This window comes from Sinorhizobium medicae, from assembly GCF_007827695.1.
Classification (GTDB): Bacteria; Pseudomonadota; Alphaproteobacteria; order Rhizobiales; family Rhizobiaceae; genus Sinorhizobium; species Sinorhizobium medicae.
The window spans coordinates 56,205-79,954 of sequence record NZ_VITA01000011.1; the positions used below are offsets into that span (position 1 = coordinate 56,205).

Here is a 23,750-nt window from a genome sequence, read left to right on the forward strand (position 1 = left end):
AACCGCCTGAAACAACGGAAGTTCTGGAATGGTAACCTACATCGATGCCGGCGCGGCCCCCTACAAAAACACCGGCGTCATTCGTCTTTACGGAGCGGAGGGATTTGAAGGCATGCGCAAGGCCTGTCAGGTGACCGCACTTTGCCTGGACGAACTCGTGACGCGCGTGAGCCCGGGCGTGACGACGGAGGAGATCGACCGCTTCGTCTTCGAGTTCGGCATGGACCACGGTGCGCTGCCTGCAACGCTTAATTATCGCGGCTATACCAAGTCGTCCTGCACCTCGATAAACCATGTGGTCTGTCACGGCATCCCGAACGATAAGCCGTTACGCGAAGGGGACATCGTCAACATCGACGTGACCTATGTCGTCGATGGCTGGCACGGCGATTCCAGCCGTATGTATCCTGTCGGTGAGATAAAGCGCGCCGCCGAGCGCCTGCTGGACGTTACGCATGAATGTCTGATGCGCGGCATAGCCGCGGTTCGCCCAGGCGCGCGCACCGGGGCGATCGGCGAGGCGATCCAGCACTACGCCGAATCCGAGCGTTGTTCTGTCGTGCGAGACTTCTGCGGCCATGGCGTCGGCCGGCTTTTTCACGACGCACCCAATATCCTTCATTACGGCAGCGCCAATGAGGGACCGGAGCTCAAGGAGGGCATGATTTTCACGATCGAGCCGATGATCAATCTTGGCCGCCCGCATGTGAAGGTCCTTTCCGACGGCTGGACGGCGGTCACGCGAGATCGTTCGCTGTCGGCACAATACGAGCACACGGTCGGCGTCACTGCCGAGGGCTGCGAAATATTCACGCTTTCACCGGCCGGCCTTTTCAAGCCCGGTATTCAGGTTCCGGGCGACGCGTGACGAAGACACCGCCCGCCCCCGAACCCGACGTCCTTTTCGGCGCCACGGACGAACGTCAGTTTATCCCGCAGCAGCAAACGCCCGCCGCCGCGCCGGCGCCCACAGAGGATGCTCACTATCACGGCCATCGGGATCGCCTGCGGGCTCGCTACCGTGAATACGGCGACGCGGCGCTGGCGGATTACGAAATTCTCGAACTCATTCTCTTCCGCCTCATCCCCCGCCGCGATACGAAGCCGATCGCCAAGGCCCTGCTCGCCCGGTTCGGCACGCTCGCCGGCGTCTTCGGTGCCCCTTTGCACCTGCTTCACGAAGTGAAGGGAGTTAAGGAATCCGTTGCGCTCGATCTAAAGCTCGTCGCCACCGCCAGTCATCGCATGCTCAAGAGCGAATTGCGTAATAAGCAGGTTCTCTCCTCCTGGAGCGCCGTGATCGATTATTGCCATGCAGCGATGGCGCATGAGACGAAGGAGCAGTTCCGCATCCTTTTTCTGGACAAACGCAACACGCTGATCGCCGACGAGGTGCAGCAGCAGGGAACAATCGACCACACGCCCGTCTATCCTCGCGAGGTGGTCAAACGCGCACTGGAGCTTTCCGCCACTGCGTTGATCCTCGTCCACAACCATCCCTCCGGCGACCCGACGCCGTCTTGCGCCGATATCGAGATGACGAAGCTCATCGCCGAGGCCGCCAAGCCGCTCGGCATTGCGCTTCACGATCACGTCATCATCGGCAAGGACGGCCACGTCAGTCTCAAGGGGCTTCAATTGTTCTGATAATAGGTCGGTCGGTAGCAGGCGCATTCTGGACGCATCACTGCGGCATTTTCGGATCGTTCGACGACGGCTGCCCCGAGCTTCCCGCGTCATTCCTGATGTTATTCGTGAATAGCTGCGGCTTGCCTTCGTCATTGAGCCAGGCGTTCATTCATGAATGCTTGTCAACCCAGCGCCGCCGATCCGGAGCCGGCCACAACTCCTATTCGTAAGCCGCGGTAATGGCCCGGGCGGCCGCTGCAATCATGGCTGCACGCTCTTCGTTGCCGGTCCGCGATTCCGCAACGAATGCGGCTACCGCTACATGTCTGCCATCGGGCGCGGTCAGAATGCCGACGTCGTTGGTCACGCCATTGATACCGTTTCGGGTCCGGCTCGTGCCCGTCTTGTGCCCGATCGTCCAACCGGAAGGCACGCCGGCACGTAAGCGATCGGGAAACGTGACCGTCTTTTTCATGACCTCCAGTAGGTGAGCGGTCGAGGACGCGGACAGGAGTTGTCCCGCCGCCAACTTATGCAGGAAGCCAACCATGCCGCGGGGGCTGGCGGTGTCGCGCGGATCCGTGAGATAGGCTTCGAAAGCGGCCTGGCGCTTGGCTTCGGCAACCTCCTTGCGAGCCTGTTCGAGGCGTTCCGGGAATACGAACTTCGGTGTCCATCTCAGCCCGTCAGTTTCGGTTTGAAGCTCTCGCTCCGTTCGATCGATCCTGATGCCATGCAGCCCTGATTCACCGAGAAACGCCTGTATCGCCTTCGTGCCTCCCAGGCGCGAAATCAGCATGTCGGTGGCGGCGCTATCGCTTTCCACCACTGCACGACGAAGAAGGTCCCCAAGACTGGTTTCAAAGGAGCCTCTTTCGCTGACGATATCGGCTATGGGCTGGATATTAACGCTCAGATCCTCACGGCGAACAGTAACGCGGTCTGACAAGGCGACACGCCGCTCGTCAACCGCCCGCATCACGGCCGCGGCCACGACAAGCTTCATCACGCTCTGCAATGAGAAACGTTGCTCGCCATTCACGCAGATTGGGGGCGACGTTGGATCCTGCACGCAGATACCGACTCGCCCGGGATGCGCGCTGGCGAGAGCCGCGAGTTCAGTGTGAAGATGATTTCTATCACCTAGACCGCCTGCGGTCGGCTGAGTTGGAACGAGACTTACAACAAGTGTGACCGCAGCGGCCAGCCTAACGCCCTTTGACATGATTTCACCAGTTTGAGGATGTGGTCGAGACGTTATTGCCACATCATAAAAACTGAGCCAAATGATAGATTATCATCGTAACCTGAACAGCATTCAGTTCGCGTGGATTGGCGCAGGATCGACCTCAATCTTCTCAAGGTGCTGGCAGTTATGTTGGAAGAACGTAGCGTCGCTCGCTGCCGAACGCCTCTTTGTTTCTCCTTCTGCCGTCAGTCACGCGCTCGCAAGGCTGAGAACGATGTTTTCGGATCCCCTGTTCGTCAGAACGGGAAGCGGGATGCTGCCAACCGCACGTGCACAAAGCCTGGAGCGCTCGCTGTCGCTTCTGAAAGCGCTGCTGGCCGCCGAGCTGGAAACAGATCGAGTGAGTGCGACAGAGGTGCCGTTCGAACCCGGCGAATCGGTGCGCGACGTTCGAATCGTCTCCCCAGGGGCCCTGGAGCTCTCGCTCCTGCCGACGTTGGCGACGATGTTGCGAGCGCGGGCGCCGCAGTGGTCGCTCACGATCGAACCGTTCGAGCGGCGCAGCTACGAGACCGATCTCGCCACAGGCCGGGTCGACTTCGTCCTTTCGGTCGGAGGCACAACACCCATCGGACAACTCGTCGATGCTGACGTCCTATGGGAGGATGAATTCGTTGTCCTGGCCGGTCCGCGCTCGGTGCTTCATGAAGGTTTCGATCGGATTTCGACCGAGCTCTACCTGGCGCAGCAACACATCTATCCGCTTCCCTGGCCGACTTCACAGAACTACCTTGATGTAGAGCTCGCTCGAGCCGGCAGACACCGCAAGATTGCCTTCTCCGTGCCGAGTTAGGTCGTAAACTCATAAAATCACTTGTTGTTTAGTCGCGCCGATGATTCAAGGCTTCCGAATGAGGGAGCCTTGGAATGACGCGCCGCCGCTACGAACTCACCGACCACGAATGGTCAATCCTGTCGCCGCTGTTGCCCAACAAACCGTGTGGTGTTCCCCGCGTCGATGATCGGCGGGTGCTGAATGGCATCCTCTGGCGGTTTCGGACAGGCTCGCCCTGGGCGGAAATCCCGGAGCGCTATGGTCCGCCGACCACCTGCTACAACCGCTTCGTCCGCTGGCGGAAGGCCGGTGTCTGGGATCGGCTTCTTGAAGCCGTTTCCGAGGCTTACGATGGCGACATCGTCATGATCGACTCAACCTGTGTCCGCGTTCACCAGCACGCGGCCACGGGAAAAAGGGGGATGGAGACGATGGCGGCATGGGACGTTCCTGTGGCGGGCTCACGAGCAAAATCCACGCGCTCGTCGACGCCGAAGGTCGCCCCGTCAACCTCCGTCTGACCGGCGGGCAGATCGCCGACTGCACCGAGGCCGACGCGCTGACGGACGAGCTCGGCGAGGGAGATATCCTGCTGGCTGACAAGGGCTACGACAGTAATGCCATCCGGGCCAAGGTCGCCGAGCGAAAGGCCTGGGCCAACATTCCGCCGAAGACCAACCGTAAGGGCTCATTCGTTTTCTCGCGCTGGGTCTACCGGCAGCGGAACCTCGTGGAGCGGTTCTTCAATAGGATCAAACAGTTCCGAGGCATCGCAACCCGCTACGATAAGCACCCGGAAAACTACCTCGCCGCCGTAAAGCTCGTCGCCGCGAGGATATGGTGTCAAAGTTTATGAGTCGACGCCCTATGCCGCCCTGGGTTACGTACTCGATACCACGGACCTCATAGCTTCGATGCCGGACCGGTCGGCACGAGCCCTGATGTGCTGCCATCCCGATTTGAGGCTCATTCACCTTGACCCTCCCCGAAAGTCACAGCTTTCCTTGCTTTGGGGTATATCTGCCTTGCGAGAGCCGGCGATTTCGTGGGTCCGAACCATAATTCGAAACGCCGCAGCCGCATATGACGGCGCCGACGGAGGAACCATCCGGAGCATCAACAGCGATCAAGTCTAGATTACGATGCTTTTAGATCGGATCGACCTAAAAACAGGATTGTGATCGATGCCAATCAACAGATGTCGTGTAGATGCAAACGTATCATCGTGGGGCGCGTTCTCCTCGAAAGGACGTCCATCGTTCTGACGAAAACGTGCAGCAGACGCATCCGGGACAGAGTGATGCCGCATTGCACGTCATCAAACGGTGCGATTGACGATATAGCTGTGCGTGCGCGAAATATGCCGCATCGCACAACGATTCTCACAGGATCAGGGGAAGCGTTCATGAACCAGTACGATCTCATCGTCGTCGGCAGTGGTCCGGCCGGGCGCAGGGGTGCTATCCAGGCTGCGAAGCTCGGCAAGAAGGTGCTCGTCATCGAACAGGGGAAACGGGTCGGTGGCGTTTCCGTCCACACCGGAACCATCCCGTCGAAAACCCTGCGGGAAACGGCGCTCAACCTGACAGGCTGGCGCGAGCGCGGCTTCTACGGCCGTTCCTATCGGGTCAAGCAGGAGATCAGTGCCGAAGATCTGCGCCGGCGTCTCATTATCACCCTCAACCATGAGGTGGAGGTGCTCGAACACCAGTTCGCGCGAAACCGGGTGCAACACATTCGCGGCCGGGCAAGCTTCGTTGGACCGACGACTCTCGAGATCTCCAAGGACGACGACGAGAGCATGCTCGTCTCCGGCACCAGCATCCTGCTTGCGGTGGGAACGAAGCCTTTTCGGCCGGACGACATGCCTTTCGACGGCAGAACGGTCGTCGACAGCGACGAATTGCTGGATATCCAGGAACTGCCGCGCTCGCTCGTGGTGATCGGCGCCGGCGTCATCGGAATAGAATACGCCACCATCTTCAGTGCTCTGGACATCCAGGTGACGGTCATTGATCCCAAGACGACCATGCTCGATTTCATCGACCGGGAGATTGTCGAGGACTTCACCTATCAACTGCGCGACCGCGCCATGAAGCTCAACCTTGGCCAGAAGGCGGAAAAGGTCGAGCGGCTTGAGGACGGCAAGGTACTGCTCACCCTCGACAACGGCCGCAAGATCACGACCGAAATGGTATTGTTCGCCGCCGGCCGGATGGGTGCAACCGACGCGCTCAACCTTCCCGCCGCCGGCCTCGAGGCGGATGCCCGCGGGCGGCTGAAGGTCAATCCCGAGACCTTCCAGACGACGGTTCCGAACATCTACGCCGCAGGCGACGTCGTGGGCTTTCCGAGTCTTGCTTCGACCTCGATGGAGCAGGGCCGCGTCGCGGCTCGCGTGGCTGTCGGCGCGATCGCCAAGGAACCGCAGAAGTATTTCCCTTACGGAATTTATGCCGTGCCGGAGATCTCGACCTGCGGCCTCTCGGAAGAAGAGGTCAAAGAGCGGGGAATTCCGTACGAATGCGGCCTTGCGCGCTTCCGGGAAACCTCACGCGGACATATCATGGGCCTGGATTCCGGCCTCTTGAAAATGATCTTTTCGCTGAGGACACGGCGGCTGCTGGGCGTACATATCATCGGTGAAGGTGCTACCGAGCTCGTCCATATCGGACAGGCCGTGTTGAATCTGAAAGGCACCGTCGAATACTTCGTGGAGAATACTTTCAACTATCCCACGCTCGCCGAAGCCTACAAGATCGCCGGCCTCGACGCATGGAACCGCATGGGAGAGATCAAGTCGGAGTAGCGGAAGGGATTGCCGGCACTCATCCGCCTGCCGGCACGTTCTACGCGTTCTGACGGGAGAAGGAGATTCGCCGCTCCTGCCTCGCCAACTCCTGGGGGCTTGAACGCCGCAGGTGCTGAAATCAGCTGGCGCGGACCACCGCGTCGCCTCGTGCGGCAAGTGCGGCCAGATCGGCTGGCTTCAACTCGACCGATTCACCGCAGCCGCAGGCCGAAGTCTGATTCGGGTTATTGAAGGTGAAGCCGGAGCGCAGGGTTGTGGTCTCGAAATCCATCTGAGTACCGAGAAGATAGAGCACCGCCTCGGGGGCGACCCAGACTTTCGCACCCTCATGCTCGACCAGGTCGTCCTTCGAACTGGGTTCAGTGACCAGATCGATGGCATATTCCATGCCCGCGCATCCGCCCTTCTTGATGCTGACGCGAATGCCCTTAGCCTCGCCTCCGGCATTTTCCACGATCGACCGGACTCGGTTGGCGGCGGCATCGGTCAGGCTCATTATGGCAAAGCCCATGGGCTTCATCTCCTTCGCGTCGCCGGGGTAAAGGCCCGGCGCTTCCAGATTGAATGTAATGCCCGCTTGCTGGCGGATCAATATCGGCAAGTGCTCAATGCGCTCAATACCAGCCGAGCGCCACCTGTGCTTCTTCCGACATCCGGTCAGGCGTCCATGGGGGGTCGAAGGTCATCGACACTTCTACGCCCGAAATACCCTCGACAGTGCCGACGGCATTCTCGACCCATCCCGGCATCTCACCCGCAACCGGGCAACCCGGCGCGGTCAACGTCATGTCGATCTTCACCATCCGATCATCCTCGATGTCGATCTTGTAGATGAGACCGAGTTCAAAGATGTCGGCGGGGATCTCCGGATCGTAGACCGTCTTCAGAGCGGCGATGATGTCGTCGCTGAGGCGCGCCAGTTCCTCCGGCGGAATCGCCGAATGAACGATACCTTCGCGGACGTCGATTTTTTCTTGTGTTTGCTCGAGACCCATGTCCGTTTCCCTAAGCGAAAAATTTGCGTGCGTGTTCCAGCGCGTCCGCCAGCGCGTCGACCTCGGCGCGGGTGTTGTAGAGACCGAAGGACGCTCGGCATGTGGAGGTGACGCCGAACCGATTCAAGAGCGGCTGCGCACAATGCGTGCCGGCCCTGACCGCTATGCCGGCACGGTCGATCACCATGGAGACGTCGTGGGCGTGGATGCCGGCGAGCTCAAAGGAAAAGATGCTTCCCTTGCCGGCCGCGTCGCCAAAGACGCGGAGAGAATTGACCCCGGACAGACGTTCGCGGGCGTAGGTCGTCAGATCCGCCTCATGCGCCCTGATGGCTTCACGACCGATCTTTTCCATGTAATCAAGCGCATAGCCGAGCCCGATCGCTTGGACGATCGGCGGCGTGCCGGCCTCGAAGCGGTGGGGCGGATCGTTATAGGTGACGCGTTCCTCGGTGACTTCCTCGATCATCTCGCCGCCTCCCATGAAGGGGCGCATTTCCTTCAACCGTTCGGTCTTGCCGTAGAGAACGCCGATGCCGGAAGGACCGTAGAGCTTGTGACCAGTCATCACATACCAGTCGCAATCGATGTCCTGGACGTCGACGGGCATATGCACCGCGCCCTGGCTACCGTCGATGAGCACCGGGATTCCACGCTCGCGGGCAATGCGGCAAATCTCCTTCACCGGAACAACCGTACCCAGAGCATTCGACATGTGTGTGACGGCAATAAGTTTAGTGCGCTCCGTCAGGCACGCGACGAAATCCTCGATGTGAAACGCGCCATCGCCATCGACTGGCGCCCAAACGAGCTTGGCGCCCTGCCGCTCGCGTATGAAGTGCCAGGGCACGATGTTGGAGTGATGCTCCATGATCGAAATTACGATCTCATCCCCCTCGCCGAGCCTGGGCATTCCGTAGCCGTAGGCCACGGTGTTGATCGCCTCGGTCGAGGACTTGGTGAAGATGATATTGTCGACCGATGGCGCATTCAGGAAACGGCGTACCTTTTCGCGCGCCTGCTCATAAGCCTCCGTCGCGGCATTCGACAAAAAATGCAAGCCACGATGGACGTTGGCATACTCGTTGGAATAGGCATTGGAAACAGCATCGATGACGAGCTGCGGCTTCTGCGCCGATGCGCCGTTGTCGAGATAGACGAGCGGTTTGCCGTAGACCGATCTTGAGAGGATCGGAAAGTCCTTTCGGATCGCTTCTACGTCATAGGCCGGCACCGGCACAGAATGTTCCATATTCTTGTCCAATCAGGCGTGTTTTTCGAGCCAGGCCGAAATCACGCTCTCGAGCGACTCAACCAGGTCTTCGTCGTCTTCCAGCTCCTCGACGATCTCGGCGACGAAGGCGTTGACGAGCATCGCACGCGCCTTGTTCTCCGGTATGCCGCGTGCGAGCAAGTAGAAGAGTTGCGTATGATCGATATCGATGACCGTCGCACCGTGACCGCACTGAACGTCATCAGCGAAGATCTCCAGCTCAGGCTTTGCCGAGAAGTCCGCATCGTCTGACAGGAGCAGCGTGTTGCACGACATTTTCGCGTCGGTTTTCTGCGCATCCTGCGCGACCAGGATCTTGCCCTGAAACACGCCCTTCGCCCGGTCGAAGACGACGTTGCGGATGATCTCGCTCGATGTCGTGTGCGGCACATCATGGCTCAACGTGAACGTCAGATCCGTGTGGCTTTCACCGCCGAGAAGGTTGATCCCACGTAGCGTGAGGTCAGCGCCTTCTCCAGTCGCCCGGCCATGGAGCTCCTGACGGACCAGCTTTCCGCCGGCATTGATGACGAAGAGGTGCAGCTTCGCGTCCTTGCCGAGATCGAAGCGAATCTGGCCGAGATGCGTATCCGCAGGTCCCTGCTGCTGCAGGATGATCCAGATCACGTCCGCACCTTCAGCAAGCGTCACGTCGCTGACCGAGGATACGAAGCTCTGCTCCGCGTTCGTCGAAAGATGCCGCTCGATTACGGTCGCTTTGGCACCGGCTCCGAAAGAAACCGGAAAGCGCGTATGCGCCTGTCCATGGCTCTGGACCACCTGGATTTCGACCGGAGCCTCGATCTCAACACCGGCTGCGACCGCGATTTCCAGTCCGCCGCGCACGAGCCCGCCATTGATCCGTCCGATCGCATCATCCGCGCCGAGCACGGAGAGGCCGGCTGCTGCCGAACCATCGAGCAGGCTCTCGGTGTATGAGCGCACGGTCAGCTGTTCCGGAACGTTCTTGATGTCGGCCTGTCCGTTGCGCACCGAGAGAACCGACGAACCCGGAACGAGCGGATCGACGCGTTCGGCAAAGGCAGTCGGATCCGCCGCTGGTACAGCCCGCAGCAGCGTGCGCAGGTCCGTATAATGCCATGCCTCGACGCGACGGGTCGGCAGGCCGGAAGTTTTCAACTCGTGAACCAGCGTGTCGCGCAGCGAGAGCACGGCGCCGTCACCCGGCAAATCACCGATCTGCGCCGTATAGGCATCGACGAGCGCCGTTTCCGCCGCCGTCATTTTAATGGCCTGTTGCATATTCATTCGAACACTCCTTCAACAGGCTTCAGGCCGCCGCCTCGATGATTTCAGCGTAGCCGTTAGCCTCGAGTTCGTGCGCCAGCGTCTTGTCACCGGACTTGATGACCTGCCCTTTGTAGAGGACGTGGACGGTATCCGGAACGATGTAGTTGAGAAGACGCTGATAGTGCGTGATGACCACGACCGCACGATCGGGCGAACGCAGGGCATTGACTCCATCGGCAACGATCTTCAGCGCGTCGATGTCGAGACCGGAATCGGTTTCGTCGAGAACGCAGAGCTTCGGCTCGAGCAGAGCCATCTGCAGAATTTCCGCGCGCTTCTTTTCACCGCCGGAGAAACCGACATTGAGCGGACGGCGCAGCATTTCAGGCGCGATCTTCAGCTCGGCGGCGGCTTCCTTGACGCGACGCATGAATTCCGGCGTGGTCAATTCGTCTTCGCCGCGATACTTGCGCTGTTCGTTCATCGCCACCTTCAGGAACTGCATGGTCGCGACGCCCGGGATCTCCACCGGGTACTGGAACGCCAGGAAGATGCCCTTTGCGGCTCGCTCGGAAGCGTCGAGCTCCAGAATGCTTTCGCCGTTATAAAGGATGTCGCCTTCGGTCACTTCGTAATCTTCGCGTCCGGAGAGAATATAGGAGAGCGTCGATTTGCCGGAGCCGTTCGGCCCCATGATGGCCGCGACCTCGCCGGCCTTTACCGTCAGGTTCAGTCCGCGGATGATCTCGGTGCCGTCCTCGGCAATACGTGCGTGCAGGTTCTTGATTTCAAGCATTTATGTTCGTCCTCTTGGGCAACGAAATCTTCATTGCGCACAATTCCGTGCGCCGGTTCGGTATTCGGTCGGGACCTGGATTACGATGATCTCAGGTCCTCGTCCCGCTTAGCCCACGGAGCCTTCGAGCGAGATGCCGATCAGCTTCTGCGCTTCGACGGCGAATTCCATCGGCAGTTCCTGGATGACTTCCTTAACGAAGCCGTTGACGATCAGAGCGATCGCCGCCTCTTCCGGGATGCCGCGCTGCAGGCAGTAGAAGAGCTGGTCTTCGGAAATCTTGGACGTGGTCGCCTCGTGCTCGAACTGAGCCGTCGAGTTCTTCGCCTCGATATAGGGTACCGTGTGGGCGCCGCACCTGTCGCCGATCAGAAGCGAGTCGCATTGCGTGAAGTTGCGGGCATTCTCCGCCTTACGATGCGCAGAAACCTGACCGCGATAGGTGTTTTCCGAGACACCCGCCGCAATACCCTTCGAGATGATGCGGCTCGAAGTGTTCTTGCCGAGATGGATCATCTTCGTACCGGAGTCGATCTGCTGATGACCGTTGGAAACAGCGATGGAATAGAATTCCCCGCGCGAACCGTCGCCGCGCAGGATGCAGGACGGATACTTCCAGGTGATCGCCGATCCGGTCTCGACCTGCGTCCAGGAGATCTTCGAGTTCTTGCCGCGGCAATCGCCGCGCTTGGTCACGAAGTTATAGATGCCGCCCTTGCCCTGCTTATCGCCAGGATACCAGTTCTGCACGGTCGAATATTTGATCTCGGCATCGTCGAGCGCAATCAGTTCGACCACTGCCGCGTGAAGCTGGTTTTCGTCGCGTTGCGGTGCCGTGCAGCCCTCGAGATAGGAGACGTAGGCGCCTTCGTCGGCGATGATGAGCGTCCGTTCGAACTGACCCGTGTTCTTCTCGTTGATACGGAAGTAGGTCGAAAGCTCCATCGGGCACCGAACGCCTTTCGGCACATAAACGAAAGAACCGTCGGTGAAGACCGCGGAATTCAATGTCGCATAGAAGTTATCCGACTGCGGCACGACCGTACCGAGATACTTCCGCACGAGATCGGGGTGTTCCCGCATCGCCTCGGAGATCGACATGAAGATCACGCCGGCCTTCTTCAGCTCTTCCTTGAACGTGGTGACGACGGAGACGGAGTCGAACACCGCATCGACTGCGATCCTCGATTTCTCGACGCCGGCGAGAATCTCCTGCTCTTTCAGCGGAATTCCGAGCTTCTCATAAACCCTGAGCAGTTCCGGATCGACCTCGTCGAGCGACTTCGGCCCGCTCGTGCTTTTCGGCGCGGCGTAATAGTGGAGATCGTTGAAGTCGATCTTGGGGTAGCGCACGCGCGCCCAGCTCGGCTCCTCCATGGTTTGCCAGCGGCTATAAGCCTGGAGGCGCCATTCGAGCATCCACTCCGGTTCGTTCTTCTTGGACGATATCAGGCGGATGATATCCTCGGACAGACCCTTCGGTGCCTTGTCCATCTCGATCGTCGTCTCGAAGCCGTATTTATACTGGTCCACGTCGATCTGGCGGACCTGATCAATGGTTTCCTGCACGGCAGGCATGTCGTTCTCCAATCTCGCCGGATCAAAGGTCCGGCAGCTTGTCAATACGATGCAAGTATTCGCGCACCGCTTATGTAATGGCTAAAAGGCGCTTTTCACCCCATTTGCCAAGCGGAAAATTGCTTTTCCGCAATTTCATCCAAGGCTCTGCGTCTCAGGCCGCCTGTCCGGTCGAGGGTCGCCGCGCCGCCACTTTCGCGAATATCGCGGCGCAGCGCTCGATTTCCACCTGCGTCGTCGCTTCGCCGATCGAAATCCTGAGCGCGCCCTGTCGCGGATCGTAGCCCATAGCCGTCAGAACGTGACTTTGCCCGACCTTCCCGGATGAACAGGCCGAACCTGCCGACAAGGCGACGCCCTCGAGATCGAATGCGATCTGCCCCGTTTCCGCCTTGAGGCCTGGAAGGGTAAAGAAGCACGTATTTGCGAGGCGCGAAACGCTCTGCCCATGGATGATCACGTCAGGCGCGCTGGATCGCATTTTCATTTCGAGACTGTCGCGCATTGCGGCGACAGCGGCCATCCGCCCATCTATATGCCTGGCGGCGGCGCGGGCCGCGGCCGCAAAGCCCGCCAGTGCCGCTGCATTCTCGGTCCCCGAACGATGTCCCTTTTCCTGTCCGCCTCCGCGGATCAAGGAAGACGGCATCATGATTTCGCCTCGGGCGACGAGGGCGCCGGCCCCCTTCGGTCCGCCGATCTTATGCGACGACAGGATGAGGAAATCCGCACCGAGCGCCTCGATCGAAAGCGGGAGGCGCCCGGCCGCCTGCACCGCATCGACGACCAGTATGCCGCCATGCGCGCGCACGATGGCCGCAACGTCCGCGATCGGCTGGACAACGCCCGTTTCATTGTTGGCAAGCATGACCGCCACCATGGGTAGACCGGTCTCACGGTCATGCGCCTGCAGCTGGGTTTCGAGCGCTGCGCAGTCGATGATCCCGGCGCTTGTCACCGCTATCTCACAAGTATTATCGCGCGAGAAGCGCCCGCCCTCTCGAACTGCCGGATGCTCGATCGCCGAAACATAGAGCTTCCCCGCCTTCAGCGGCGTGCGCCCCATGCGAAACTCCGGCGTCAGCACCATATTCGCCGCTTCCGTGGCGCCACTGGTGAAGACGACCGCCGCGGCTTGCGCGCCGCAGAGCGCGGCAATATCGCGCCGGGCGCTCTCGACAAGAGCCCGGACAGCACGCCCCTCGCCGTGAACAGAAGAAGGATTGCCGAGATGATCGAGCGCGGACACGAGCGCCTCGCGCGCTTCGGGCAGAAGCGGCGCCGTGGCGTTCCAGTCCATATAGATGCGCGATCCCGACATCGATCCTTTACCAGAGCCTCGGCCGATCGCATCGATCGGCACCGTTGCATTTTCCTTGAATTTTCCGCGCCGCTTGCCTTAAGAGACGAAGCACATGCGGAATTCCGCACCGAAGTTTTGAACGGTTCTAAAGTAGTTTCTAGAAAAGCTGACTGGTTTAGTCAAGACAGATCGGCGCGAAGAACCACGAATTTGAACCAGAAACACTCCCGGAGAGCCAATGCCCGAAATCATCTTCAACGGACCGGCCGGTCGCCTCGAGGGCCGTTATCAGCCTTCGAAGCAGAAGAGCGCACCGATTGCGATCATCCTGCACCCGCACCCGCAGTTCGGCGGCACGATGAACAACCAGATCGTTTACCAGCTCTTTTACATGTTCCAGAAGCGGGGCTTTACCACCTTACGCTTCAATTTCCGGGGTATCGGGCGCAGCCAGGGCGAATTCGACCATGGTGCAGGCGAGCTTTCCGACGCCGCATCCGCGCTCGATTGGGTGCAGAGCCTGCACCCTGATTCGAAGAGCTGCTGGGTTGCAGGCTACTCGTTCGGCGCATGGATCGGCATGCAGCTGCTGATGCGGCGCCCTGAAATCGAGGGCTTCATGGCCGTCGCGCCGCAGCCGAACATCTACGACTTTTCATTCCTGGCGCCCTGCCCCTCGTCCGGCCTGATCATCAATGGCGATTCGGACAGGGTCGCGCCGGAGAAAGACGTCAATGGGCTCGTCGAGAAGCTGAAAGCACAGAAGGGCATCCTGATCACGCACAAAACGGTGCCGGGTGCGAACCACTTCTTCAATGGCCAGGTCGAAACCCTGATGGCCGAATGCGAAGACTATCTCGACCGCCGCCTGAACGGTGAACTGGTACCGGAGCCTGTGGCGAAGCGGATTCGCTGAACGGAACGCCACGTAAATTACAACCCGAGAATCGAGCTCGTTTCTCGGGCTGTTCCATATCTTCGGCTTTACCACATCGGTGGCGATCTATTGCCTCATCCACTGGGAGACAACCGGTGTGACGACGCGGGCCGTCGGCTCGGCACATTCGACACGGTTTCGCCCGGCGGCCTTGGCCACATAAAGCGCCTTATCCGCCCTTTGCAGCGCCATTTCCAGTGACTCTCCCGGAGCTATCGCCGCAACGCCGAAACTTGCGGTAATCGTGGCCGTCTCCGGAAGGTCGGCAATCGGCGTCGAGGCGATCGCGGCTCGCATTCCTTGGGCAACCACTCGTGCATCGGCCAGGTCGACGCCGGGGAGGAAAACGGCAAACTCCTCGCCGCCCAGGCGTGCCGCCGCGGCGCGGCTGGGGATCAGGTCGAGAAGCACACGCGCGAACTGCCGAATGACCTCATCGCCGGTATGATGGCCATAGGTGTCGTTGACGCCCTTGAACCGGTCGAGGTCCGTAAGGATCAACGCGCCGGGGCTCTTGGCGTTGCGGCTCAGCAACCAGGGCGCGACGCGCTCGATGAAGCCGCGCCGGTTCCAGAGGCCCGAGAGGGAGTCGATCTCGGAGCTGGCGCGGGCCGCGTCGACGATATCCTTGACCATGACGCCGAGGATCGCCACACCAGTCCCGACGATCAACGCGGCGCCGAGCGCCTGCGAGATCAAGGCGAATGGGCTCTGAAGATAGTCGGATGCCGTGGAGCCCGCCCCCGCGGCTATCGCGGCATAAACCTTCCCGAGGAAATGAAGAGCATTCAGCACCAGGAGTCCAACGAGAATCCTGTCTGCATAGGAACGGCGCGGGGAACGCATGATCGCGGCCGCGGTCCAGGCCTGAATGAGGAAGAAGGGCATTTGATAGAAGAAGGCGTGCTGCAGCGTTCCGCGCGGAAGGTCGTAAATCAACAGATCGACTACCACCGAAACGATCAGGAAAGCCGCAAGCGCCGCTGGTTTTGCCGGCACCCCATAAAAGAGTCCCAGGCCAAAACGCAGCAGGCAGAAACCGGCAAGGACACTTGCAAAGGCCCCGACGGCAAAAAATTTGGGCACCGGTGTAAACGGCAGGACGGCTTCGCAAATCGCAGCCAGAGAGGCTATGGCGAATCCAGCGGCGCACCAGGCGGCGGCCCGGCCGTGCCGGCTTTTTACCGCAATGACGAGAAAGGCCGCCACGAATATCTGGGCAATGACGAAATTCACTGCCAGAAGTGAAATTGCACCACCCATCGACAATTCCCGAAAGTCCTTACCCAGCCAACGAATCCCGGGATCTCCGCGGTCGTGAAACCATGTTAACGAAGGTGCACGAAAAAATCATTAAGCGGTTTCCGCTCTCGACGGCTTCCGTGCCAGCCGTCCTCCGCTGACAGGACGGCTGACGCCGGTCGTCCCGGGGTAAGTCAAAGGCAAGCCGCATCGCGATCTCACCGCGAGATAGGCCCAGGCCTCCGCCTCCATGGAGTCTCCATTCAGACGCAGCGCTTCCGCTGCGACCACGCGCGCTCCCTCCGCTTCGGCTAGCATATGAAGGTCGCGCATGATCACGGGATTAAGGCGCCCGCCGCCACAGACAATGTAAGTCTCGGGGCGTGCCGGAAGGTGCTGCGCGGACCGGATGATTGCGGCGGCCGTCACATGCGCCAGGGTGCGCGCTCCATCTTCGAGGCTCGCCGCTTCGCCGGAGGGCGGCGCGAAGTCGTTCCGGTCGAGCGAGCGGCGTTTCTCTGCGCTGAAAAAGGGATGGGAAAGATAGCTCTCTGCGAGTTCCCGCATCACGCTGCCCTCGCTCGCGATCATGCCGCCCTGATCGAAGGGAATGCCGGCATGCGCCTCCACCCACTGATCGATCAGCGTGTTGCCGGGGCCACTGTCATAGGCGACGATTTCATCCCTCCAGCCAATAAAAGTGAGATTGGAAATGCCGCCGATATTGACGAATACGGCGGGCGCAACGATTTCACCGTTTTTTGAGAGTTCGTGCGCAAGGGCGGCGTGATAGGCCGGAATGAGTGGTGCGCCCTGACCTCCATGGGCCATGTCATTTGCCCGCATATCGTAGACGACATCGATCCCGGTTTCCTGGGCCAGGAGATCGCCGTCGCCAAGCTGCACCGTCAGTGCCTCATCAGGCCGATGCAGGACAGTCTGCCCGTGAAAACCTACTACATCAACACTTTCTGACAGTATGTTGTTTTGATGTAGGAATCCTCGAACAGCATCTGCGTGTCTGAGGGTCAGTTCATGTTCGAGGTCAGCCAGCGTTCCCGGACGCTCCTCTCGTTTGACAATCGATCGCGCATCGTCGAGACCCGTCTTAAGGCGCGCCCGGAACGCAGGATCATAGGTATACCCGGCAGACGGGCCGCGATCGACGATTGTCTCGCCATCCGTTCGCAAAAGCGCCACGTCTATGCCGTCCATGCTCGTGCCACTCATCAGGCCGATCGCCGTTACTGTCTTGCCCATGCATTTTCTCCGCAACGTTCCTGCGATTGAGGTGACGTCAGCGCCGCCTCCGCCTGCACCCATGTTCATAGCAAAAAGGGTCGCCAAGCAAAAACGTGCACTTTCGACGAAACAGTGATAAAGGCGCGGCGCACACGTTCTACCCAGACGAAAGAGACAGCTTATGTCCGAGTTCAAGTCCGATTTCCTGCACACCCTCAGCGAACGCGGTTTCATCCATCAGACGTCGGATAATGGCGGTCTCGATCAGCTGTTCCTGACGGAAACCGTGACTGCATATATCGGCTTCGATCCTACGGCTGCGAGCCTGCATGCAGGCGGCCTTATCCAGATCATGATGCTGCATTGGCTGCAGGCGACCGGACACCGCCCCATTTCGCTGATGGGCGGCGGCACAGGCATGGTTGGCGATCCGTCCTTCAAGGACGAGGCGCGGCAACTGATGACGCCTGAAACGATCGCCGCCAATATAGCGAGCATCAAGACTGTCTTCTCGAACTATCTGAAATACGGCGACGGCCCCAAGGACGCGCTGATGATCAACAATGCGGACTGGCTGCTCGGTATCAACTATCTCGAATTCCTGCGTGATGTCGGCCGGCATTTCTCGGTGAACCGCATGCTGTCCTTCGACAGCGTGAAGATGAGGCTCGAGCGCGAGCAGTCGCTCTCTTTCCTCGAATTCAACTACATGATCCTACAGGCCTACGACTTCGTCGAGCTCTACCAGCGCACTGGCTGCCGGCTCCAGATGGGCGGTTCGGATCAGTGGGGCAATATCGTCAACGGCATCGATCTCGGCCATCGCATGGGAACGCCGCAGCTCTACGCGCTCACCTCGCCGCTGTTGACCACTGCCTCCGGCGCAAAGATGGGCAAATCGCTGAGCGGCGCCGTCTGGCTCAATCCGGATATGCTCGGTCCCTACGAGTTCTGGCAATACTGGCGAAACACGGAGGATGCAGACGTCACGCGCTTCCTCAAGCTCTACACCACGCTGCCGATGGCTGAGATCGACCGACTGTCGAAGCTCGGCGGCTCCGAGATCAACGAGGTTAAGAAGGTGCTGGCAACCGAGGTCACTGCCATGCTGCACGGGCGCACGGCGGCGGAACAGGCCGCCGAGACGGCGCGCAAGACCTTTGAGGAAGGTGCGCTTGCCGAGAACCTGCCCTCGATCGAAGTACCCGCTCGAGAATTCGAATCGGGGCTCGGGCTGCTTGCATTGATGGTACGTGCCGGTCTTGCCGCTTCGAACGGCGAAGCTCGGCGCCATGTTCAGGGCGGCGCCGTCCGGATCAACGACGATCAGGTCACCGATGAGCGCCGTGTCGTCGGAAGCCGTGACGTGTCCGGGGACGGCGTGATCAAGCTCTCGCTGGGCAAGAAGAAGCATCTGCTCGTCCGGCCCGTGTGAATCCGAGGCCGGCATGAGATCGTAATGTTTCGGGTCGGCCTCTCATTGAAACTCGAAGATATTGCGGAAGACGCCCGGCGCTATGATCGACAGCGGGTTGATCGTCAGACTTGGCTGGCTGAACGGTCCGGCGAGTTTGAACGTGATCCCCAACAGGCCCCGGTCGCGCCCATTTCCGAGCAGGACACCGATCAGCGGCAATTCCCCGAAGAGCCGGTTTAATCCGTAAGCCGGCATGAACGTACCCGTCATGTCCATACGACCATTGGCGTCGCGGACAGTTCCCTGGAAGGTCGCGCCCACATCGATACCGCGGACCACTCCGCTGCCGACCCGAATTGCGCCCTGATCCAGCAGGAGTTGCGCGAAGCCACGCTCGAACTGAGCCGTGCTCACGTCGATATCGCGTCGAACCGCTTCGTTGAGACTGCGACCGTCCTGGCCCGCCCGGGTCGAGACCATCGATTGCAGCCTTTGTTCGCCGACCAGCGAGAACTTGCGGATGTCCACGGTTCCGCGCCACGAGTTGGCACCGCGATCACGCAGGCGCAAATTGAGGAGTCCGCCCCGCATATTGCGGTAGATGTCGATGAAGCGTGCAAAGGCTCCGGCATCGCTTGTCGTCAGTTCCAGCGTGTTGTCCGCACCGGCCTTGACCAACCTGGCAACGACTGCCTGGCCGCTTGCCGTTATCGCTGAAAGGTTGACATCGTCGATCTGCTGGCCGCGGCTCGAATAGGTGAGATCAACATTCGACAGGACTTCGCCGTTGAAACCGGTGACCCGGTCGAGCCGCGCCTTGATCTTCACATTGCCGCCATCCTTTGAACTCGCGCCGCCCTTGACGCGAGCGAGCGCCGGTCGGATATCCGCTGCGGTGCCGGTTAGGTTTACCGAATAGCCTCCCTTGCTGCGTCCCACTGTGACGGAAAAATCGTCGCCGCTTGCCAGGCGCACGCCGCTCAGCCGCGCCGCTGCAAGGCCGGATTCGTCTACGCGCAATTCGCCATTGCCGCCAAAACCTTCTCCGGTGAGCCGCAGGTCGTTTATCTCCGTGATGCCACCGGCCGCCCGAATTGTGAATTGCGCCTTTGCTGGGATGCCCGAGCCCTTGCTCCAGCCAATCCAGGGAAGCGACAGCACGGCCTTTCCGAGGTCAACCTTGACCGACTGGCTGCCGTCTTCCGCAAGCGAAACGTCTATGCCCACGGGCCCGCTGACGATTCCGGACAGGGCCGGAGCGATTTTCGCCCGCGCCGCGTCGTCGAGCGTTCCGGAGATTTCGCGCGTTCTCGCCACATTGGCCGAGGTGCCAACCGGCTCGGTGAGCGCGACGCGCATCTTCGCACCGTCGATTAGGGCGTTCGCCTGGAGCACTGCACGCTCGTTGTCGATCCTCATCGTCCCGTCGAGATCGGCGATCGAACGTCCTGCAACGGGCCGCTTTATCGTCACGTCCTCAAGCTCCATTTCCACCTGCCACAGTGGACGTGGCGGCTTCTGGTCGGAAATGAGACCAAACCGCGCACCCACCAGCGCCGTCATCGGGCCGGTAAAATCCTCGGGAGTGAAAGGCGTCTTCCGAAGCGCCTCTATCGGTTTGTAGCGGACGAGCTCGGCTATCGCGTCCGCCTCGCCCGCGACCTTGATCTTCATTTCCGCCATCAGCGGCTTTTTATAGACGTCGGCAATGATGAAATCCCCGCCATTCAAGGCGACGGAGCGACCGGACGGGAAGAAGGCGGCGCCCTTCTCGACGGCGACGGACATCCGCTCGCCGCTCAGGCTGAAGCGTCCGGCCGTGTCACGCAACGGCGGTATCTCTCCCGCGATGTTGATGCGCGTCTCGTCGACGGCAAAGTTGATGTTGAGCTCCTTTTCGTTGAGCCTCAATTCTCCGCCGCTACTGGCAATACGCCCCTCCGGAATCGAGACCTCGATGCGTGCGTCGCTTACCATGCCTCCGAAGAGGTTTCCTAACGCCCAGCGACGAGCCCCCTTCGCCAGCCACCAGGGCCACAGCTGCTTGACGGCGCTGGAGTGCATCCTGTCGCTGACCGCAGCGAAACTGATGCGCGGCGACGTCTTGCCGAAGGCGACCGAAAGCGAACCCGCCATGGAGCCAAGCGGACTCGATATCGCGAGTTGATCGAAGATCAGCCGGTGGGTGTCGGACTCGAAACGCCCGCTTGCCTTGGCATCGAAGGCAAGCGGGGGCGCCTGCATGTCCTCAGGGTCGGAGCTGGCGTTCTTGAACAGGAGATCGACCGCGAATCCTTTCCGGTCTGCGCCGGCAATCTTGTCGAGATCGATCAGGGCTCCCGTGAAGGGGAAGCTCGACCGGCCGATCCTGACCATCGACGACAATATCTCGACCGAGGCTCGCTCGAAATCGTAGGAGACGTTCAGTTCCGCGGAGTTGAGTTTGGAGGCGAGGCCGCCGGCGTGGAAGGAGCCCCTGGACGTCTTCACGGCCGCCGTGAGTGCCGGCTTCGTGCCATCCGCAGCGCGGGCGGCTTTGAGCGTCACATTGGCGGTGGCTTCGATGCCGAAGGCCTCCTCATTGCCCGACTTGCCGTGATGGAGGAACGGCGAAAGCGGCAGCGCGTCGAGCCCGGCCTCGAAGGCGGCGATGCGCCCCCTGTCGCCGAGAGCCTTTGCCGTAAGCTGAGATTCGATGCCGTCAACCGCAATCGTGCCCTCAACTCGCATCGAACTGTCGGGGTCGTGACTGAATTGCAGTGTCTTGATTTCGACGGGAACGGCCCGCCCACGCGTGCCGCTGACCGTTAGGCTGAAGTCAGAGAGGACGACGGTCTGGGTCGACCGTCCGGCGGTCAAGCGCGACATCCGATCGCCCTGTGCGAACAATTCTTCGAGGGCAGTGCCTACGTCCGCTATGCGGATGGCTGTAAGATCGATGGGCTCGCCGCGCGGCAGGAGCCCGGTGTCGAGCTCGCCACCCTCCGCTTCAAGCCTCGAGACATTGATGCGGCCGGTCGCCAGGGCAAATGGATCGAGGGCGATCGAAATTGCACCGAGCTTGGCGAGATGCCGGCCGGATCCGCGCTCCTTCAGCGTCACGCCCCGCGCCTTGAGCGCAAGTGCGCCGCCGCCGGTCAGCCGGATCACCGTGCTCTCGACATCGGCGCTATAATCCTGTCCGAGTGCGGTGTTGAGCGCCGTCCTGGCCCTGGCATTCAGCGGCCCGTCTACAATTCCGCTTTCTATTATGGCGATAAGCGAAGCAACGGCGATGAAGACGAGCAGCGAGCAGCAGAGCAGAATCCTTCCGCACAGGCGCCAGGCACCGCCAGGCCGCGGCGTGTGCACGATGACCGGGTCGTGAGCTTGAGCCGAGGGCAAAGCGTGCAGCGCGACGATGTCTTCCCTGCGAAAGTCCACTCTTTCGCCGCGGATGTCACTCATCGGCGCGAGCGCCCCCGACCTGATTGCCCCATTGCATGCCTTCCACCGGGCCCGCTACCATTTTAGCGACGGCCGGATCTTCCATTCGCCCCATCTAGATCACAACTCGTAGAACCAAGCCATCGCGATTCGCCTCTGGCACAAACGCCAAGGCATGGCCATGTCCATCCGCAAAGATTGCTTCACTCCCCTTGTGCTCGGTACCGCTTCTCCCTCCCGTCGAATCCGAATTGAAGGACAAAGCGGTAGCTACGTAGCCGTCCGGCAGCTGTCAAATTTATCACAAATCCGCTGGACGGCATCCGGCCATCTTCGATATGCCCCTAAAGCAGATTGCATTCGGGTCATGTGACACATTTTTCGCGACATGCATTAACCGTGGAATGTCCATAAAAATTGACGCAAGAAAGGTTTGATCATGGCAGGATTGAGACAAGGCGATGTCGCTCCTGAGTTTGAACTTCCTCGCGAAGGAGGTGGCACTATCTCACTCGCTGCCCTGCGCGGCGGGCCCGTCGTTCTCTTCTTTTACCCGAAGGACGATACGAAAGGCTGCACGCAGGAGGCCATCTCCTTCTCGGCTCTGAAGGAGGAGTTCCAAAGCGCGGGAATTATGATCATCGGCATATCGCCCGATTCGGCCAAGAGCCACGATCGCTTCACCAGGAAACACGGCCTCACCGTTGCACTTGCTTCGGACGAGGACAAGGCCGTGGCCAGCGCCTATGGCGTGTGGGTCGAGAAGAGCATGTATGGCCGCAAATATATGGGTGTCGAACGGACCACCTTCCTGATTGACAGGCAGGGCGTCATCAGCCGCGTCTGGGAGAAGGTCAAAGTGCCCGGCCACGCCGACGAGGTTCTGGCTGCGGCGAAGGCAATTTGAGCAGGTTCGGCGAGACAATGGCGAACCTTCCGCAATTCCACAGCCTGCGCGGCGCGGCTGTCGAAGCGATCCGCGCCGCCGACCTTAGCGTCAAGACCGAGCTCGCTCAGGAAGCGTCGCGGCGCTGGCAGGCGCGAAAGCTGTCCTTGCGCTCTCCCCTGGACCGCGCCGTGCCCGAGCGGCCGGGCCGCCCGGAAAAGCCCGTTCTGACACCCCCGACTCAGGTCAAGCGGCGCTCGCTCGGTTCGCTGAAGGGACGTGTCGCCTTGCTTCACGCCATTGCTCATATTGAACTGAACGCCGTAGATCTGGCTCTCGACATCGTCGCACGCTTTGCGTCCGAACCGGTGCCGAATTCCTTCTTTGACGGCTGGATGCAGGTCGCCTTCGAGGAAGCCAAACATTTTCGAATGGTTCGGCAAAGACTGAACGATCTGGGGGCCGACTATGGCGACCTTCCCGCACATGACGGCCTTTGGCAGGCGGCGCATGACACGCGCAACGACCTGACCGCCCGCCTCGCCGTCGTGCCGCTCATTCTAGAGGCCCGCGGTCTCGATGTGACACCCGCATTGCGCGCGAAAATGCGAGAGACCGGCGACAACGAGAGCGCCGCTGTGCTCGACGTGATCTATGAGGACGAGAAGGGCCATGTCGCAATCGGAGCGAAATGGTTCCGCTTTCTTTGCGCCCGGCAAAGGAAGGACCCGGCCGTCGCCTTTCAAACCCTCGTGCGGGCAAACTTCCGCGGCCCGCTGAAGCCCCCCTTCAACGACATTGCCCGCGCCGAGGCGGGGTTGACCCCCTCGTTTTATCGGTCAATGACTGCCGCCACCAACATCTGATCAAGCGTCGGCACAAACGCTTTATTAACCCTAACGAAGTGTAATCATCCGGAAGAAATGCGAGCTGGAGCGG

General features: G+C 60.4%; 19 protein-coding genes and 2 pseudogenes. 10 read left to right on the plus strand and 11 right to left on the minus strand.

Translation table 11 applies throughout. The features are described 5' to 3' along the window. Positions 1–28 precede the first annotated feature (28 nt). Positions 29–868 (plus strand): type I methionyl aminopeptidase, encoded by an 840-nt coding sequence (map, locus tag FB009_RS19105; RefSeq protein WP_011975613.1) that lies wholly within the window; start codon positions 29–31, stop codon positions 866–868. Then, positions 865–1,647: a RadC family protein gene (gene radC, locus FB009_RS19110; RefSeq protein ID WP_145161894.1), complete on the plus strand. Its 783-nt coding sequence runs from the start codon at positions 865–867 to the stop codon at positions 1,645–1,647. The genes map and radC overlap by 4 nt, the downstream gene beginning before the upstream one ends. 202 nt (positions 1,648–1,849) lie before the next feature. Here radC and bla read toward each other — a convergent pair whose 3' ends face one another. After that, on the minus strand, positions 1,850–2,854 hold the full coding sequence (bla, locus tag FB009_RS19115; protein ID WP_011975615.1) for a class A beta-lactamase: 1,005 nt from the start codon (positions 2,852–2,854) through the stop codon (positions 1,850–1,852). A gap of 61 nt (positions 2,855–2,915) precedes the next feature. On the opposite strand from bla, the pseudogene FB009_RS33205 reads away from it, so the two are divergent. The 4 genes and pseudogenes from FB009_RS33205 to sthA form a co-directional block, all read left to right on the plus strand. Continuing rightward, positions 2,916–3,095, plus strand: a pseudogene (locus tag FB009_RS33205) (helix-turn-helix domain-containing protein); the annotation flags it as partial. 36 nt (positions 3,096–3,131) lie between these two features. Further along, positions 3,132–3,671 (plus strand): LysR substrate-binding domain-containing protein, encoded by a 540-nt coding sequence (locus tag FB009_RS19120; protein ID WP_234888285.1) that lies wholly within the window; start codon positions 3,132–3,134, stop codon positions 3,669–3,671. Positions 3,672–3,745: 74 nt separating this feature from the next. Continuing rightward, positions 3,746–4,509: pseudogene (locus tag FB009_RS19125) on the plus strand (IS5 family transposase). A gap of 549 nt (positions 4,510–5,058) precedes the next feature. Beyond that, complete coding sequence (gene sthA, locus FB009_RS19135) at positions 5,059–6,462, plus strand: Si-specific NAD(P)(+) transhydrogenase (RefSeq protein WP_024311462.1); 1,404 nt, start codon at positions 5,059–5,061, stop codon at positions 6,460–6,462. Between the two features lie 121 nt (positions 6,463–6,583). On the opposite strand, the gene sufA is transcribed toward sthA, so the two are convergent. The 7 genes from sufA to FB009_RS19170 form a co-directional block, all read right to left on the minus strand. After that, entirely contained in the window at positions 6,584–6,976 is a 393-nt protein-coding gene (gene sufA / locus FB009_RS19140; RefSeq protein WP_011975618.1) for a Fe-S cluster assembly scaffold SufA, read from the minus strand. Positions 6,977–7,079: 103 nt separating this feature from the next. Continuing rightward, positions 7,080–7,460 carry an SUF system Fe-S cluster assembly protein gene (locus tag FB009_RS19145; RefSeq protein ID WP_018010696.1) on the minus strand — a complete coding sequence of 127 codons (381 nt, stop codon included), beginning with the start codon at positions 7,458–7,460 and terminating at the stop codon, positions 7,080–7,082. A 10-nt stretch (positions 7,461–7,470) separates the two neighbouring features. Beyond that, on the minus strand, positions 7,471–8,712 hold the full coding sequence (locus FB009_RS19150) for a cysteine desulfurase (protein ID WP_024311461.1): 1,242 nt from the start codon (positions 8,710–8,712) through the stop codon (positions 7,471–7,473). A gap of 12 nt (positions 8,713–8,724) precedes the next feature. Next, on the minus strand, positions 8,725–10,002 hold the full coding sequence (sufD, locus tag FB009_RS19155) for a Fe-S cluster assembly protein SufD (protein WP_011975621.1): 1,278 nt from the start codon (positions 10,000–10,002) through the stop codon (positions 8,725–8,727). Between the two features lie 22 nt (positions 10,003–10,024). Beyond that, positions 10,025–10,780, minus strand: a complete 756-nt coding sequence (gene sufC / locus FB009_RS19160; RefSeq protein ID WP_011975622.1) for a Fe-S cluster assembly ATPase SufC — start codon at positions 10,778–10,780, stop codon at positions 10,025–10,027. Positions 10,781–10,888: 108 nt separating this feature from the next. After that, positions 10,889–12,358, minus strand: a complete 1,470-nt coding sequence (sufB, locus tag FB009_RS19165) for a Fe-S cluster assembly protein SufB (RefSeq protein ID WP_011975623.1) — start codon at positions 12,356–12,358, stop codon at positions 10,889–10,891. 154 nt (positions 12,359–12,512) lie between these two features. Beyond that, a complete protein-coding gene (locus FB009_RS19170; RefSeq protein ID WP_145161911.1) occupies positions 12,513–13,679 on the minus strand; it encodes a cysteine desulfurase family protein in 1,167 nt (388 codons plus the stop codon). A 220-nt stretch (positions 13,680–13,899) separates the two neighbouring features. Here FB009_RS19170 and FB009_RS19175 point away from each other — a divergent pair, with 220 nt between their 5' ends. Then, a complete protein-coding gene (locus tag FB009_RS19175; RefSeq protein WP_011975625.1) occupies positions 13,900–14,577 on the plus strand; it encodes an alpha/beta hydrolase in 678 nt (225 codons plus the stop codon). Between the two features lie 87 nt (positions 14,578–14,664). Here the strand turns inward: FB009_RS19175 and FB009_RS19180 are convergent, their stop codons facing one another. Both FB009_RS19180 and FB009_RS19185 read right to left on the minus strand, forming a co-directional pair. Next, positions 14,665–15,861, minus strand: coding sequence for a GGDEF domain-containing protein (locus FB009_RS19180; protein WP_011975626.1), 1,197 nt, complete (start codon positions 15,859–15,861; stop codon positions 14,665–14,667). 90 nt (positions 15,862–15,951) lie between these two features. Continuing rightward, the gene (locus tag FB009_RS19185; RefSeq protein WP_011975627.1) at positions 15,952–17,100 is read right to left on the minus strand and encodes an anhydro-N-acetylmuramic acid kinase; all 1,149 of its coding nucleotides are present in this window, start codon (positions 17,098–17,100) and stop codon (positions 15,952–15,954) included. A 163-nt stretch (positions 17,101–17,263) separates the two neighbouring features. Here FB009_RS19185 and tyrS point away from each other — a divergent pair, with 163 nt between their 5' ends. Continuing rightward, positions 17,264–18,517 (plus strand): tyrosine--tRNA ligase, encoded by a 1,254-nt coding sequence (tyrS, locus tag FB009_RS19190; RefSeq protein ID WP_011975628.1) that lies wholly within the window; start codon positions 17,264–17,266, stop codon positions 18,515–18,517. 42 nt (positions 18,518–18,559) lie between these two features. Here tyrS and FB009_RS19195 read toward each other — a convergent pair whose 3' ends face one another. Then, positions 18,560–21,946, minus strand: coding sequence for a YhdP family protein (locus tag FB009_RS19195; protein WP_011975629.1), 3,387 nt, complete (start codon positions 21,944–21,946; stop codon positions 18,560–18,562). A gap of 418 nt (positions 21,947–22,364) precedes the next feature. On the opposite strand from FB009_RS19195, the gene bcp reads away from it, so the two are divergent. Together bcp and FB009_RS19205 are read left to right on the plus strand one after the other, a co-directional pair. Beyond that, complete coding sequence (gene bcp / locus FB009_RS19200; protein ID WP_011975630.1) at positions 22,365–22,832, plus strand: thioredoxin-dependent thiol peroxidase; 468 nt, start codon at positions 22,365–22,367, stop codon at positions 22,830–22,832. Between the two features lie 17 nt (positions 22,833–22,849). Continuing rightward, the gene (locus FB009_RS19205) at positions 22,850–23,677 is read left to right on the plus strand and encodes a ferritin-like domain-containing protein (protein WP_011975631.1); all 828 of its coding nucleotides are present in this window, start codon (positions 22,850–22,852) and stop codon (positions 23,675–23,677) included. The last annotated feature ends 73 nt before the right edge of the window (positions 23,678–23,750 follow it).

Bases quoted from the DNA above. Each gene is read 5' to 3' on its own strand.
- map (WP_011975613.1), top strand. From the start codon at position 29: ATGGTAACCTACATCGATGCCGGCGCGGCCCCCTACAAAAACACCGGC.
- bla (WP_011975615.1), bottom strand. From the start codon at position 2,854: ATGTCAAAGGGCGTTAGGCTGGCCGCTGCGGTCACACTTGTTGTAAGT.
- FB009_RS19120 (WP_234888285.1), top strand. From the start codon at position 3,132: ATGCTGCCAACCGCACGTGCACAAAGCCTGGAGCGCTCGCTGTCGCTT.
- sthA (WP_024311462.1), top strand. From the start codon at position 5,059: ATGAACCAGTACGATCTCATCGTCGTCGGCAGTGGTCCGGCCGGGCGC.
- sufA (WP_011975618.1), bottom strand. From the start codon at position 6,976: ATGGGCTTTGCCATAATGAGCCTGACCGATGCCGCCGCCAACCGAGTC.
- FB009_RS19145 (WP_018010696.1), bottom strand. From the start codon at position 7,460: ATGGGTCTCGAGCAAACACAAGAAAAAATCGACGTCCGCGAAGGTATC.
- FB009_RS19150 (WP_024311461.1), bottom strand. From the start codon at position 8,712: ATGGAACATTCTGTGCCGGTGCCGGCCTATGACGTAGAAGCGATCCGA.
- sufD (WP_011975621.1), bottom strand. From the start codon at position 10,002: ATGAATATGCAACAGGCCATTAAAATGACGGCGGCGGAAACGGCGCTC.
- sufC (WP_011975622.1), bottom strand. From the start codon at position 10,780: ATGCTTGAAATCAAGAACCTGCACGCACGTATTGCCGAGGACGGCACC.
- sufB (WP_011975623.1), bottom strand. From the start codon at position 12,358: ATGCCTGCCGTGCAGGAAACCATTGATCAGGTCCGCCAGATCGACGTG.
- FB009_RS19170 (WP_145161911.1), bottom strand. From the start codon at position 13,679: ATGTCGGGATCGCGCATCTATATGGACTGGAACGCCACGGCGCCGCTT.
- FB009_RS19175 (WP_011975625.1), top strand. From the start codon at position 13,900: ATGCCCGAAATCATCTTCAACGGACCGGCCGGTCGCCTCGAGGGCCGT.
- FB009_RS19180 (WP_011975626.1), bottom strand. From the start codon at position 15,861: ATGGGTGGTGCAATTTCACTTCTGGCAGTGAATTTCGTCATTGCCCAG.
- FB009_RS19185 (WP_011975627.1), bottom strand. From the start codon at position 17,100: ATGGGCAAGACAGTAACGGCGATCGGCCTGATGAGTGGCACGAGCATG.
- tyrS (WP_011975628.1), top strand. From the start codon at position 17,264: ATGTCCGAGTTCAAGTCCGATTTCCTGCACACCCTCAGCGAACGCGGT.
- FB009_RS19195 (WP_011975629.1), bottom strand. From the start codon at position 21,946: ATGAGTGACATCCGCGGCGAAAGAGTGGACTTTCGCAGGGAAGACATC.
- bcp (WP_011975630.1), top strand. From the start codon at position 22,365: ATGGCAGGATTGAGACAAGGCGATGTCGCTCCTGAGTTTGAACTTCCT.
- FB009_RS19205 (WP_011975631.1), top strand. From the start codon at position 22,850: ATGGCGAACCTTCCGCAATTCCACAGCCTGCGCGGCGCGGCTGTCGAA.